The sequence below is a fragment of the Shinella zoogloeoides genome (assembly GCF_020883495.1).
In the GTDB taxonomy this organism is placed as follows: domain Bacteria; phylum Pseudomonadota; class Alphaproteobacteria; order Rhizobiales; family Rhizobiaceae; genus Shinella; species Shinella zoogloeoides.
The window spans coordinates 3,887,194-3,900,570 of sequence record NZ_CP086610.1 but is presented as its reverse complement, the minus strand read 5'-3'; the positions used below and the strand labels follow the sequence as shown (position 1 = coordinate 3,900,570).

The 13,377-nt window shown below is 59.7% G+C and carries 11 protein-coding genes; 4 read left to right on the top strand and 7 right to left on the bottom strand.

What is annotated here, in order from left to right; translation table 11 throughout:
- Nucleotides 1-247: 247 nt before the first annotated feature.
- Together K8M09_RS19175 and K8M09_RS19170 are read left to right on the top strand one after the other, a co-directional pair.
- A complete protein-coding gene (locus K8M09_RS19175; RefSeq protein ID WP_160787320.1) occupies nt 248-712 on the top strand; it encodes a mobile mystery protein A in 465 nt (154 codons plus the stop codon).
- Nucleotides 709-1,299 (top strand): mobile mystery protein B, encoded by a 591-nt coding sequence (locus K8M09_RS19170; RefSeq protein ID WP_160787319.1) that lies wholly within the window; start codon nt 709-711, stop codon nt 1,297-1,299. The genes K8M09_RS19175 and K8M09_RS19170 overlap by 4 nt, the downstream gene beginning before the upstream one ends.
- A gap of 71 nt (nt 1,300-1,370) precedes the next feature.
- Here the strand turns inward: K8M09_RS19170 and K8M09_RS19165 are convergent, their stop codons facing one another.
- The 5 genes from K8M09_RS19165 to K8M09_RS19145 form a co-directional block, all read right to left on the bottom strand.
- The gene (locus K8M09_RS19165) at nt 1,371-2,429 is read right to left on the bottom strand and encodes a DUF4238 domain-containing protein (protein ID WP_229342022.1); all 1,059 of its coding nucleotides are present in this window, start codon (nt 2,427-2,429) and stop codon (nt 1,371-1,373) included.
- Nucleotides 2,430-2,558: 129 nt separating this feature from the next.
- A complete protein-coding gene (locus K8M09_RS19160) occupies nt 2,559-3,962 on the bottom strand; it encodes a hypothetical protein (RefSeq protein ID WP_160787317.1) in 1,404 nt (467 codons plus the stop codon).
- 30 nt (nt 3,963-3,992) lie between these two features.
- Nucleotides 3,993-5,291 carry a hypothetical protein gene (locus K8M09_RS19155; RefSeq protein ID WP_229342021.1) on the bottom strand — a complete coding sequence of 433 codons (1,299 nt, stop codon included), beginning with the start codon at nt 5,289-5,291 and terminating at the stop codon, nt 3,993-3,995.
- A gap of 17 nt (nt 5,292-5,308) precedes the next feature.
- On the bottom strand, nt 5,309-5,914 hold the full coding sequence (locus K8M09_RS19150) for a hypothetical protein (protein WP_206366689.1): 606 nt from the start codon (nt 5,912-5,914) through the stop codon (nt 5,309-5,311).
- Nucleotides 5,914-6,468, bottom strand: coding sequence for a hypothetical protein (locus K8M09_RS19145; protein ID WP_160787315.1), 555 nt, complete (start codon nt 6,466-6,468; stop codon nt 5,914-5,916). The genes K8M09_RS19150 and K8M09_RS19145 overlap by 1 nt, the downstream gene beginning before the upstream one ends.
- 354 nt (nt 6,469-6,822) lie before the next feature.
- Here K8M09_RS19145 and K8M09_RS19140 point away from each other — a divergent pair, with 354 nt between their 5' ends.
- Together K8M09_RS19140 and K8M09_RS19135 are read left to right on the top strand one after the other, a co-directional pair.
- Nucleotides 6,823-8,139, top strand: coding sequence for a HEPN/Toprim-associated domain-containing protein (locus K8M09_RS19140; RefSeq protein ID WP_160787314.1), 1,317 nt, complete (start codon nt 6,823-6,825; stop codon nt 8,137-8,139).
- The gene (locus K8M09_RS19135; protein WP_160787313.1) at nt 8,139-9,191 is read left to right on the top strand and encodes a S1 family peptidase; all 1,053 of its coding nucleotides are present in this window, start codon (nt 8,139-8,141) and stop codon (nt 9,189-9,191) included. Before K8M09_RS19140 ends, K8M09_RS19135 begins: the two co-directional genes overlap by 1 nt.
- Before the next feature lie 64 nt (nt 9,192-9,255).
- Here the strand turns inward: K8M09_RS19135 and K8M09_RS19130 are convergent, their stop codons facing one another.
- Together K8M09_RS19130 and K8M09_RS19125 are read right to left on the bottom strand one after the other, a co-directional pair.
- Nucleotides 9,256-10,989 carry a UvrD-helicase domain-containing protein gene (locus tag K8M09_RS19130; protein ID WP_170299551.1) on the bottom strand — a complete coding sequence of 578 codons (1,734 nt, stop codon included), beginning with the start codon at nt 10,987-10,989 and terminating at the stop codon, nt 9,256-9,258.
- The gene (locus K8M09_RS19125; protein ID WP_160787312.1) at nt 10,986-12,989 is read right to left on the bottom strand and encodes an ATP-dependent nuclease; all 2,004 of its coding nucleotides are present in this window, start codon (nt 12,987-12,989) and stop codon (nt 10,986-10,988) included. The genes K8M09_RS19130 and K8M09_RS19125 overlap by 4 nt, the downstream gene beginning before the upstream one ends.
- Nucleotides 12,990-13,377: the final 388 nt, after the last annotated feature.

Genomic DNA, 13,377 nt, shown 5'->3' with positions numbered 1-13,377 from the left:
AAGGTTTGAGGACCGTGGCCTCCTGATCGCCATTTGCTTGGAGGGGGCGTTGCGGGGGACACCCCGCTGAAGGGGTCGGCCGAGACCTTGGCTCGGCCGCCAGGGGAAGGCTTTCTCCTCCTAATTGGCCGCTCATGCTCATCTATATATGAGCGATCATTGGAAAATTGATCATACAGAGGTGAGCGGCATTAATTGTTTTGCTCACATATATATGTTAGAAGAAGCCAGAAATGGACACATATATATGAGCGACAAGCAAGCCAAACTCGCCAGAAAGAACCTCGACAAGCGACTTTCTCCGCTGCGAGCCGAGCGCATTTTGACGCCCTCGCGCGGCTGGACGAAAGCCATTCGGGAGGCTCTGGGCATGACGACGCGCCAGCTCGCCGAGCGCATGGGCGTGGCTCCGTCGCGTGTGCCTGCTATCGAGAAGGCGGAAGCCACCGGTGCGATCACCCTCAAGACCTTGCGCGAGACAGCCGAAGCGCTCGACTGTCAGCTCGTCTATGCCTTCGTCCCGACCAAGCCTCTCGACGACATTCTCTTCGATCAAGCCGAGCGCAAGGTGAGGAACGAACTCGCGCATCTCAATCATACGATGCGCCTCGAAAACCAGGCGGTGAGCGTGGAAGACCTTGAGGGGCAAAAGCGTCGCATCGTCGCCGACTATCTCGCGCATTTCTCGCGCAAGCTGTGGGACAAGGAATGAGCGATCCGCTTTTTGAGGGTGACGATGACGGGAACACGCCGCTCGAAGCCGAGGAACGCGAACAGCTCATTCCATCCTACATTACGACGCGCGATGAACTGAACGAAGCGGAGCTCGCCAACATCGCCGACGCCGTGCGCTGGGTCGGGCGGCGAAAGCGGAAGGTGCTGGACCAGGGCTTTTTGAACGAGCTGCACAAACAGATGTATGGCGATGTCTGGAAGTGGGCGGGCACGTATCGCACGACGGCGCGCAACATCGGCATCGATGCCTATCGCATCCCGGTCGAATATTATCAGACGATCGACGACGCGAAATACTGGGTCGAGCACTCCACGTTTCCGCCGGATGAAATCGCCATCCGGTTCAGCCACCGGGTTGTTGCGATCCACCCCTATCCCAACGGGAACGGCCGCTTCTCTCGCATGATCGGCGATCTGCTCGCGGTCGAACTCGGTCAGCCGCGCTTCACCTGGGGTCAGGTCAATCTCGTCGATCCGTCTGCAACGCGAAAGGAGTATATCGCGGCGCTTAAGGCCGCCGATGCGGGCGACTACGGCCCCTTGCTCGCGTTCGCTCGCTCGTGAAGCTCTCCGCGGCGGGATCGCGTGGCAGCCCAGTTCGGAAGGTCACGGCGCTTTAGCGCACGCGCCCTAAGCTACAGTTCGCTCTTTCCAGCGGCCAACTTGGCCTCAAGACGCGCAGCCTTCTCAGGCGTGTCGATATATTGGGACAGCGTCGGCCGAGGGCCAAAGACGTCCCGAACATGGATCTGGACCTCCTTGCCATTGCGCCGGACGTCCGTCTGGATCGTTGGAACGCGGGCCGCATGCGCGCGCACGAGATCGTCGCTCGATCGATCCTGAGCAATGGTCATCCGGTACGCAAACTGAGCGATTGTGCGATTGAGACGGCGGACCAACTGCTTGTCGTTGATGGTCCGATGACGGGAGATGACATTGGCCGGGCCTCGTTTGCTCGTACCGCGCACCAACATCCGTGCCGTGATCGGGAAAATAAGCTCGACCTCGCCAGAGTGATCATACGGCCTGCGCGTAATCAGTGTTTGCTTCGGATTATAACTACAGACCGGATTATCAGACGTCAGAAATGCTGTGTCGGTCTCGTTGTGAAGAACCTCGAAACCAAGCCGGAAGCAGAGATCGCCGAATGTCTTGAACTCCCTTTCCATTGCCAACAGAGTTTCATGCGGGTTGATGCCGACGGGTATGGTGTCGAACTGGCCGGCGTAGCGCTCATATTCCGGTGGCAAGGCGCCCATTTCTTCGAGAATTTTGCATTCGCTACGGAGCTTCGCTTCGAGCATCAAGGCGACCCGGTCGCGCGTGGCAGGCACGCGCGCGCGCATGATCGCTTGCATGCCTTGGACATTGAAGGAGATCGCTGGCGACAGCCGCCGTGCCTGTAACGCGCGAACTGTCTCGGGCCATACGGTTTCGATGGAGCTCCACAGATCTTCGAAGCGATGATTCTCCTGCCCCCCTTCGGGAAGCGGCTGTGAGTAATAGTAGTTTTCGTACCCGATGGCGGAAGGCTGCATGGGCAGTGGTGTCTCTGGGGCTTCCGCGCGATAGACATGGACACGCCCGCGGTCGTTGGTGAAGCCGTCCATGTAGGTGACCGAGACGAAGTGATGCTTTCGGTTCGTTCGCCCAGCGTCACCGCGCACCGGGTTGATGGTGCTGAACGGTCTCACGTCCGCATCGATGGGAACCTCGCCCCATCTGCCAAAATATGTGGTCGGTCGCGTCACCCGTTGCTCGATCTCTTTAGGTTTACACTGTACCTATACACTAAAGATCCGTGATTCAGCGAGGTTCAGCGCTCACGCGGACGGGTCACCTGGAACGAAGTCGCCCATCCCCTTTGGTATTTGCAGTTCTGTGACAGAGGACAGCACCGAGTTCGCCCAGATCGTATTGCACTCGATATCGCCGTGGCGATCAAACCAGTGGGTGGCGCCAGGAATCAAATCGAACGGGATCGGGTGGGTCGCCAGCGGATTGTGGTAGACCTCCAACTCCTGACACCAGGCCTCGCCCCAAGGCCACAATGCAGCATATTCCGGGCTGCTGACGTCCAGCTCGAACGGGATTGCGTCGAGTGCGCCCGGTGTTCGATCGAAGAGGCTGCCACTCCGTATCATTTTAAGGCCTTCGGGCTGGTAGCCCGCTAGGAACCCCATGCGGTTGAACTTGGCCATCGTTCCAGCGTTGCTGAAGACCACGGCCGAGAGATGAGCGAATTCGGGGTCACGGAAGAGGCCGGCGGGGATGGAGTGCTTTCCGGTCAAATGGGTGATCGGCGTTCCAATCGCGCGGCGAGATGTCCCGCCGCCGAGGACGTCGGCCCGCAGACCGTAAAGATAGGTGGGAAGCGCCTCGCGACTCCAGACCATGGAGCCGGACTCGTGGAAGTCAGCGATCGCGATTGCAAATGGGTGTCCGCGGACGTGGTCGGATGCCTGATAATTGCGTTGGAGTTTGCCGCGTAACGTCTTGGCGAACCGCTCTGCTGGCGCGCCCGTGAGGCGCTCGTTGCGGTCTTCAGGCGCATGAACCCAGTCGCCGATCCCGCCAGCGTGGGGGATATCGGAATTTGCTGTGACAGCTTCGATCCAACAGACCGCGCCGTCTTTTTCTATCTCGAAATCCGGCGAGACGTGGTCCTGCCTGACGATCAGACCCTGTTCCCGAAAACAGGCAAACAGGTAGAGCTCGAACAGGCGTGAGGCGAAGTTGCTGGTTTGCAGGTCGCTGACGAAGTTCGCGTCCGGATTAGGGAGCGCCAGGTAGCATTCGCCAACCGCGACAAGCGCGGGCACATGGCTGATCGTTCCGGCCAAAAGCTCGAATTCTCGAGAGATGCCCTTGGGACCGACCTTCATAAGGGACGCGCGCCGTCGCGCGCCTGGCGGAAGTGGCTCCGGCGCATCGCTGCCGCGCATGGCGATGCTGAGCGCGTCCAGGGCCTGTTCAGGCGTAGAAAATGGACCCTGCTGATCGACGCAGACCCAGCGGTGATCAACGCGCCGTCGCAATGCCAGCGTGCTGAACGCGCCGCTGTCCTGAGCGAGGAGAATGCATCCGCAGGCACTGCCGCGGCCAACCTGGTAGGCGGCGAAAATCGTCGAAGGCTCGAAGTTCGGACCTTGTTCGAGAGAGAGGGCGTGCAGTTCGAACTGCCGCTGGCTAATAGATTTGATCAGGAGAGATCCGTTTTCCGCCATTACCCCTCAGTCCATTCTACCCGAGCGGCGCTAGAGAAATTGCACGCCGCGGCTGAGGAGATCGGCCATCACGTCCGTGCGCGGGCGAGCGTTCTGCAGGGCGATATCGACGAGCCCTCGCGCAACACCGCGGGCCAGGCTGCGCGCCATGACCCGCTGTGCGGTGGAAACCTTCTGGAGCCCAGCCCGTCCATGTACGAAGGTGCTGCGAAGTTCGAATAGATCCTTGTAGGCCTGCACGCATCCGCGATCGTTCATGACCGCGGCAATGCGCGCCGCGACGCGGTCCGTCGCGGACAACACCTTTTTGTGCGGATCAGGTTTCGGGCGGAGCCACTTCTTATGATCCATCTCAAGACCGACCGCAGCCTCGATTGCGGTCATATGCGCCATGACCTCGTCCATACCGTCAGCGAGAAAGGCGCGAACGAGGAAATGCGCGACCGGAGTCTCAAAAAGCCCGGTCGCTCTTGCCGTTTCCAGCTCTCTCCACGCGCTATCGGTAAACAGAGAAAGTCCTGACGTGGCATCCCCATCGAGGCGCAAGGCGGTGGGACGTTCAAGTTCAATGTCGTCACCCCAATCGTCCTGGACGATCCAAGGCTCAAGGCTGAGGCTATCGGCACTCGGCGGCGGTGATGGTCGTATGAACAGGTCGTCGTCGACCGTGTGAATCCACGGCACCCGAAAACCTCTCCAGTCGATTTCCTGCATCGTCGACCACCGTTCCCATGGCGCCAGCAGCAGGAAGAAGAGCGCCGCTTCGACCGCTGGTGGGAAACGACCAACATGGGGGTCGATCTCGCCGAAATCCCGGTCGAACGTCATGTACATGAACGGAGAGCTGCGCGCCTCGGGCCGAGGGTCGAGTACGATTTCTTCTTCCACGACAAGCCAGTGGAATTGGGCCAGACGCTTGGCTTCGAACGGCTGGTTGTGGAAGTTGCGGGCAAGACGCGGGACGTCGAACAGATCCGCCAACTCGTCAGCTCTGAATTCTGCAACGCGAGCGTTGCCAAAGCTCAGCATTGGCAGTTGGTCCGCCAGATCCAGTGGACACAGATGTCGTCGCAGCGTGGTTTTGCGGTTGTAGGCCTCGTGAATCGCGTTCGCCGCACTAACCGGATCCAAGCTTAGGTCAGCACAGTTCGCCGGGAGATGACACGGCAGCCCCAGCGAGCGTAGCGCGGAGCTCAATGCAAAGACCGGTTTGCCGCCGCCATACTCCGCTTGGCACAGCTCGCTCAGCGCGACGAAGCTGGGGGCGGCCAAAAGATTATCAGGCCCCGGTCGTGGTATGCGCCACAGGGCTTCGACAGCAGCGATCATCGAGGAGCTTGCCGGCATTATACACGCCCAGCCGACGCCGGCGTCACGCCGAGACTCGCCGCTTCAGCGATGTAGTGGCGGTAGGCGAAGTTAATTAGGTCTCGTACCAGTTCGAGGAGGCCGCCCGTGGGCAGCCCGTCAAACGGGTCACCGTGCGCCAACATGTTTCGACGCTCGGCGAGGGTCGGATGCGTCTCGCCCGTCAACTGACCTACGGCCGTTCCGCCGCAGCGAGTCACCATTGGGATCTGCCCGTCGGTTAGCCCATCGGCATCCACCATATATTTCAACAGCGCGGCGAAACTGCGCTTACTCTTGGAGACCTGCCCGCCGTAGCGATCCATCAACGCGAGCTCCAGGGCGATCAAGGCCGCAAGCTCACCGGCTTTCACCACGCTGAAATCGACCCAGCCCAGCATGTAGAGCGTCTGGGCGCGGGCAAACTTCGCGCGGACGATGTCGGGAATCCGCGCGTCTATGCCGAGGCCCTCGACGAAGTCGCGCCAATCAGTGGCCCTGTCGAACCTGACGAATCCTCCCGGATTGCCCGGTATCGGCCAAGCCAGAAGCACGGGTTCGTCACGGTTGGTTAGCGCAATGTGAGACCGGTCCGCCATGAACATTACGCGCGCCGCAGCATCCGCTCGATGCGCACCCGCTGGTAGCCATGCGCATGCACATGTTGGCGAAGCTGGCGGATGTCGCGCACGCCAAACGCCACGGCCGCCTTCAACGGACTGGCGAAGGTCGCGTAGTAGGACCATCGGGCGTCGGTCGGGAGGGCCGCGTTCTGGCGGCGATCGGTGATAACGACATCGCGCGGGTCACTGGTGTTGCGGAACGCGTGGAAGGTGATCCAGTCGGGCCGGCGATAGCGCGCGGCCTTGCTGAACGGCACAGATTGCACCTTCACGTCTGTCTGATCCAAAACCCAGTCGCGCTGCTCCAGAATCTGGCGAACCATGTGGCCGACCATCTGCTTGACGCGGTCGGCAAGGATGTCCTCCCGAAACTCATCAAGGAGCTGCTCCTCAATCCCTTCGACCGCCGGCTTGCTGAGCTGAGAGGCGGTTTCCAGACGGGCAACATTTTCGGCTTGTATCAGGAACGCCCAGATGCGCTGACCCAGTTCGGTCTCATACAGCGACGCGAATTTTTCGGGATTATAGGCAAACATGACGGGGCCTCCTTTACCGGGCAAATATGACCGGTTATAACGGCCTGTCAATGGGTGGCGGGCGGATACGATAGGGGGGGTGACCTTTGGATTTTGAGGATCTGGTAGCGGCGCTTGCTCCCCCGCCCAATCGCGTCGGCAAAGCCGACGGCGATCATGAACATCACGCCTACGAGGGCGCCGTGATGATTGCCTACCATGACGGCAGATTGTCGTTCTCGAACGCGAGGCTTGGGCTGACTGGCTCGTTCCATCCGTTTTGAGGCGCGACCTGATCAAGCCCTTGCGGCCAGGATCGATCAAGGTCGAGCAGATAGGGTGACGGCGTGACGGGACGGTTCGGGGGGATAGAGCTTGGGTACTGAGATTACGCTCGACGTTGCCGGGGTGTCGATTACGTACAGTAAAAACCACCGGGGAATTGATCACGGACCGATTTTTCAGGAACAAGATCGGAAGGCGGTCAAGAGTGATCAACTCGACTATGATTGGTACGAGAAGGAGGGCGAGGATCCCACACCTTCCGAAATGGCGTTCACACGGCAGCTCAGAGATGTCGTTCCCCGGCTAGAACTCCTGGGCTTTGATTTGGAGCGGGTACGGCGCGAATATGACGCCGTGGTACAAAACTGGCTTGAAGAGAGGCAGTCTCTTCAGGATGAGGAGGACGGGCCTGTTCCAGATGCGATGAGCTTTTTGGAGTTCATGGAGTTTGTGAACGCGCATCCGCTCGATCGTCTCGACGACACATTCATCTCTGGCTCAGACGACGCAAGCGAAGCGAAAATTCGAGGTCGCTTTGCTGGGATGCAGCTTGAGCGGTTTCCCTTTTATCGACCATACGATAGCCAGGCTTATTCGGAGCGGACCTTTTTTGGCGGCTTAATCGATATCCTGCACCCGTATTCGGTGCTGCGAATGTTGGCGGATGCAAACGGTGATGCGCCGGTCGTCTGGCAATATGGGCCGCTAGTCGAGAACGGCTATGCGCCCGAGCGCGAGTTCGTGCCGCACGCGCGTCGCACCGAGACGTTCCTGATCGCGACGGAAGGCAGCTCGGACGTGCATATCTTGAAGCACGCGCTCGCGCTAATGCGCCCAGGAATCGCGGATTTCTTTCGGTTTATCGACGTCAGCGAGAGCCATCCGTTTTCCGGCACTGGCAATCTGGTGAAGTTTGCCGAAGGCCTCGCGAAAATCGACGTCCAGAATCAGGTCGTCTTTGTTTTCGATAACGACGCCGAGGGGCTCGACGCCCATCAGAAGCTTTCGACGCTTACCCTTCCCGCCAACATGCGCCGGATAATGCTGCCCGAACTCGACGCGTTTCGCGCCTTTCCGGCTGAAGGACCCGAGGGCTTGCACAGCTCGGACATCAATCGTCGTGCTGCAGCGATCGAATGCTATCTCGATCTTGAGGTCGGCGGTCACCCGCCGGCCAAGGTGCTTTGGACCAACTACAAGAAGGGCCTCGGCATCTATCAAGGGGCGCTGGAATTCAAGGAGTCCTATATCAAGGAATTTTTGAAACAGACCCCTCAGACATTGCGCGATGGCTCATATGACGTTCGCAAGATTGAGGCGGTCCTTGATCTGCTTATTGCCGAATGTACGGCTATGGCTGTCGATCAGTGGGATCCGGCCGAGGTTGAACTGAGAGAAATCTACTGATGACCGAAAAAAGCGCGTTCCAAGAGACCTATATGCGAGCAGCAGGAGCCGTGGCGTTCGTCACCATCATTGATGGAAAGGGGGACGAGGGGATCGGCTCGGCGTTTCACATTGGCCAGGGAATTTTCGTCACGGCTCGGCATGTGATCGAAGGGGCCTCGATCAAAGAGATCGCGACGACAAAGTCGGCTCGTCTCAGTGAAGAAGCTGGTGGCAAGACTGCCCCGCCGCGCCGACTGGAGATTATCGACGGACCCCATTTTGGTCCTGATGGCCTCGACGTCGCGGTTTTCCGCGTCGATCTTGGCGACGCGCCGCTGCCAGCGATCACGGTCGGCCAGCACACGGACGCGTCGCTGGGAGAGGACGACCTCGTGCTGTCCGATATTCTCGTGATCGGCTATCCGCCGATCCCGTTCACGACGATTCCGAGCCAGGTTGTCACGCTTGGACAGATCAACGCCGTTGTGCGCGTGCGGCATTCTCCGGTGCTGCATTTCATCGCATCGGCCATGGCGCGCGGTGGGTTCAGCGGAGGAGCGGCGCTCGATCAGTCCGGCACGGCGCTGGGGCTGGTGACCGAGAGCCTGGGCCAGGGCGATATGCCGGTGGAGACCGGCTATATGAGTCTGTTGTCGATCGAGCCGGCGGTGGATCTCGCCGCGGAGAAGTTCGGATTCAGCACTCACGGCGCCTACCCCGGCCGCTATAGCGATACGCTGTTCGCGGCGAAGTTCTCGAACCCGTCCAGCGACTCACTCAGTTCGTTCATCTACGACGCAAGCCTGTACGTTTATGATGACGATCGCGACCTGTTCGTTGAAATCAACTGCACGGACGAAGCGCTGCTTGCAGAGGCCATCGCGACCTTCCATGCGATCACTCCGGTGACCCGCAACGACGTTGACGACGGATACGTTCTCTACATCCCCAATGAAAATCCCCCGGCGGCGCTGCTGCTTGACGCGGGAGAAGCTGTCGCAGCGCTATTCGAGCGGTCCGGCTATCGGCGGATGGCGTCAGAACGCAGCCAATGGCAGCTCAAGGCGTAGAGGGCATCGGCTCGCTAGATTTGGCTGCCTCGCTCAAAGACCCACTAAAGCTGACGGCAGGCGGTCAGATTTGGTGAAGGCTGACCTCGCAACCTCCATTGACGAGAAGGGTTTGGAGCCGCGCGGCCCGGCTCTTCGGGACGGCGATAGCGAGCAGGCGTTCCGCCCGCGAGGCTCCGACGTAGATCTTGCGGGCCTCTTCGTCAGCGCCCGTTGAGGTTTGGCCTTCGAGGAGGTCGATGATCGCGCCAGCGGTCTTCGTCGTCATAACTACGCACACTCCGGGAAATTCCTGCCCCTTTACGGAGTGAATCGTGCGGGCCGGCGAAGAATTTGTCGGCGCGCGAGCAAGCGCCGTCGTCAGGTCTGCGTGCCCTCTGAGGCGCTGGTTGATGGTAGAGTTTACGACGAGGCCAGGGACGAGAAGGCTGCGCGCTCTGGCCAGCCATTGATCAACTGTATCGGCCTGGTCGAAGCGAAGGCCATTGGCGAGTGCGATGATCTCTGGACGCCAGCGGCCGTCCTCAAGCCCTTCGCTCAAAAGGTAGCTGTGATAGCCTCCCAACGCACCGATGCGGCCCTGAACCAGCAGGACGATGCGGTGCAGGTTGATGAGTGCGTCACGACGATTTCCTACAGCGAACGCGAAATGATAGTTCATGGCCGCTTCCGCCAAAAGGAGCGTCATGTGGGCGGTCGGCTCAATCGTCGGCTGACCGATGGCTTTTGAAGCACTGGCCCGCGTGGATGCTAGAACTGGCGCGAGGTGTAGGGGGATGGTCAGCCCCTCAACGAGGTCCCGGAAGGCTGAGCCGATAGCCGGAGAGACCGCGCTTCCGCTGTACGACAGGATATGTACCGGCGTTGTATCGACTCGATGCGGGCCTAACGGTTTGTCTGGCTCGGAGCGCGATGACGGCGGTCGCAGCGTCACGATCGCCGCACAGATTGCCGGGCTGGATCTGAAATTGCCGCTCATTGGCAAACGATCCGTTGCGTCGAACGTCGCGGCGAACCGTTGAAGTTCGTCGGTCACGCCGCCCCGGAATTCGTAGATAGACTGGTTGGGGTCGCAGATGACCTTCACTCTGATCCCAGATGCCCGCAGCCAATCAACAATCTCAAGATCGGCAGGGTTACAGTCCTGCGCTTCGTCGACAATGATCTCCCGAAATCGGGCAGCGAGCGCGGCACCGACGCGCTTCGCGAAGGCCACGTCGGACAGTCTTTCACGGACGCAGACACGGACATCTTCGAAGTCAATTTGGCCCTGGCTTCGCGCACGTCTGATCGTTGAGAGTGCGCTGGTCTCATGCGCTGCGATCTGGCGCTTGTCGACGTCGAAACCCTCGTCCTTCGCGAGAATGGGAATTACCTTGCCCGTCGCGCGATCAAAGCAACGCAACCGGAGCGCCTGAGCGCCGTCGTAGGGAGGCTTCACCTCCCAATTGCTCTTGTCGGGGACAAGCTTCGGCAATTGATCGCAATTGGGAATGCCGAATGGTGCGATCAAAAACTGCCAGAGAAATCGATCGAACGTTCCTATGAAACTCGGAAACAACGGCGCCGGGAGCACGCCGAAGGCGCGGAGGCGTGCCTCCAGTTCGTCGACCGCGGCGTTTGTGAACGACAGGAACGCGACACCGCGTCGGTCGCCTGGATGATTTAGCAACTGACGGGCGCGCTCGACCATCGTCCTGGTCTTACCCGCGCCAGGGCAGGCGGTTACAAACGCCGTGCCAGCGTGATCGATGACGTTCTGCTGCTCTTGGGTCGGAGCATACGAGGAGATGGTCACGGGACGACGACCTCCTCAATGGCCTTCGCGATGTAGGCGGGGACCACGAATGCGTCGCCATCCTCGATCAAACGAGCGAGAATCTGAGCGAAATCGCCCTTGCGGGTCTTCTTGAATATCTCGTGGATTTTCTTCGCACGTTCATCTCCGCTGAACGCAACGGCGTTGTCCCACTTCTTTTTCGATCTTGGGTGAAGCGTCAGGTACGCCTTGCGAAGGATGGCGGAATTGCCCGCCTCCAGCAGTTCGGTCTCCAGCGAGTAGATGCTCGTGACGGCTGCAAGATGCTCGCTCGCGCCGAGCGAGCTGGCCAGACTCATCAATGCAGCCTTACGCATCTCACCCGGAATAGGTGGCTCTTGCGCGTCGGCCACATTATCTTCGTCGGAAACCACGGGCGCGTCTTCTTCCGAAGCGGGGCTATCGAGGACCTTTTCCGCGGTGTCGCTCGGCAGCTCCTCTTCATCGTCATCGTCGCTGTCGCCCGTTCCTTTGTCACCGTCCGTCAGGATGACGACGCGGTCCGCTATGCGAGCTCCATTGACTGTCGTCAGGAGTAGCGTCGCGTACGGGCTGAAATCGACGCCGTCGATTGGGACAAACACCGTTGATCTGAACAGACGAAGTTGGTCGGGATGGTCCTTCAGCGTATGATGCTTCGCGATGGCTGGGAGGAGAAGGGCTTCTGCAATCCCCTCCACGAGCAAGACACGTCCGCCAAACAACAGCGCCGCCTTGGTGACATCGAGGTAGCGATCGACCTTGCGGCGCTCCAGCGCATCCAGCGGCATCAGCGATAGGGGAATGCAGCGGGTGGACCTGCGAAGTGCCGCCGCCGTCATAGCGGCGGTGAGCCCATCGGTGCCCGCCACGTCGGTCTCAGTATGGTCCGCTCCCAGCCCACTTCCGATGACCGCCGCGTCGGCAACGGCCGGCTCGATGGTTGCTTCGCCAACCGGCGTCGGCTCGGCGCTCGCCACGACGGACTTAAACACGACAAGTCGGTCGCTGTTGACCCACGCCGAAAGGTTTGGCGAATGCGTCGCGACGATCACCTGGAGCTCTCCGGATGGAGCGTGGTCGGCCGGCGCGTCTTTGCGCGATTGCTCTGCCTGGTCTCTCAAGAAGGCAAGGACGGCCGCCTGAAGCTGGGGATGGAGATGCGCCTCTGGCTCCTCCACGAGGAACAGCGTGAGGTCGGCTGATCGGACCTTCTCAAGCTCTACAGCGATGATCGCCATGAACAGGAGATTTGCGTATCCGTGTCCAGAGTACCGAAGGTCTTCGGGATCAACGCCGTGGTCGGCGAGCTTGAATCTCAGGTCTCGGGCGATATCCACCAAGGCTTCGTCCGTCGCGAACCCGAGCGAAGCTGTTTGTCGGCGAACCCCCGACGTAAGGGCTGACAGACCCTTCTCGACTGCACCGTCTACTTTGACGAGGACATCGTGCGAGTGGGTGCGCGCGAGTTCTTTCGCGAGCTGAGCCGGCGTCGTCCCTTCTAGGAAGTGATTTAGGAGTGCCATGATCCGTGTAGGATTGCCGGACGCCAGAGAGCGTTTCGCATCGCGCAGCGGCGGCAAGTAAACATGCCGAACCATCTCGTGGCAGCCTGGTTCGGCCGAATTTCCTTCCTTGCCAGCCCAAAGCACCGGCTTGATGCCCGATCGAGCCCCATCGAAACGCAGCCCGAAACGTGCCTGAGCCAACGACGCGTCCGTGGCGGCCGAAATGAAGCGGCCTTGCTGCCCCGTTGAAAGGTCTGCGAAGCACCCTTCCAACTCAAAATAGGTAGTCGCGCTCTGAAAGCGAACGTCTGTCGACTCGCAATAAATTTCCCGCCGTCCACCAAGAGGCGTTGTAAGCAGGCGAACTGCGTCGATCGCGTTGCTTTTGCCCCCGTTGTTTTCGCCCACGAAAACGGTCAAATCTCTCTGAAGTTCGATGTCACCTTGATCGAACGAGCGAAAGCTTCTGAGCTTTATATTCTTGAGATACATTTAACCCCCCGTAGATTCATCAAGCATAGGCAACGTGAGGTGTTCTTGATAGGGGCGGGTCGCCCAACGGTCGCATTGTCCCGGTGTTAAAAAGGCGAAGCGATGCTAGCAACGTGCGACGACGGTACGAGCTGTGGTGCGGTGGCGTCAGTCGCTGCGTAAAGAAAAGCGACTCGCGATCACGATTGACGCGACCAGCGTGACGGTAGTTTTTAAATGCGATACGCTCCCATCAAGCGCTGTAAATCGGCGGCGCCATTTGCGACGGTTCCCGATAGATCTCGAAACCACGATTTCGGCGAATGGCCGAAAAAATCCAATGATTTCAAAACACGTTTTTTTTGACGGCGCGGCGGACGGCATAGAACATTTGAAAAAATATTTTGTT

Excerpts from the sequence above, each read along its gene's own strand:
- K8M09_RS19160 (WP_160787317.1), bottom strand. The coding sequence starts at position 3,962 with ATGGCGGAAAACGGATCTCTCCTGATCAAATCTATTAGCCAGCGGCAG.
- K8M09_RS19125 (WP_160787312.1), bottom strand. The coding sequence starts at position 12,989 with ATGTATCTCAAGAATATAAAGCTCAGAAGCTTTCGCTCGTTCGATCAA.
- K8M09_RS19170 (WP_160787319.1), top strand. The coding sequence starts at position 709 with ATGAGCGATCCGCTTTTTGAGGGTGACGATGACGGGAACACGCCGCTC.
- K8M09_RS19135 (WP_160787313.1), top strand. The coding sequence starts at position 8,139 with ATGACCGAAAAAAGCGCGTTCCAAGAGACCTATATGCGAGCAGCAGGA.
- K8M09_RS19145 (WP_160787315.1), bottom strand. The coding sequence starts at position 6,468 with ATGTTTGCCTATAATCCCGAAAAATTCGCGTCGCTGTATGAGACCGAA.
- K8M09_RS19175 (WP_160787320.1), top strand. The coding sequence starts at position 248 with ATGAGCGACAAGCAAGCCAAACTCGCCAGAAAGAACCTCGACAAGCGA.
- K8M09_RS19155 (WP_229342021.1), bottom strand. The coding sequence starts at position 5,291 with ATGATCGCTGCTGTCGAAGCCCTGTGGCGCATACCACGACCGGGGCCT.
- K8M09_RS19150 (WP_206366689.1), bottom strand. The coding sequence starts at position 5,914 with ATGTTCATGGCGGACCGGTCTCACATTGCGCTAACCAACCGTGACGAA.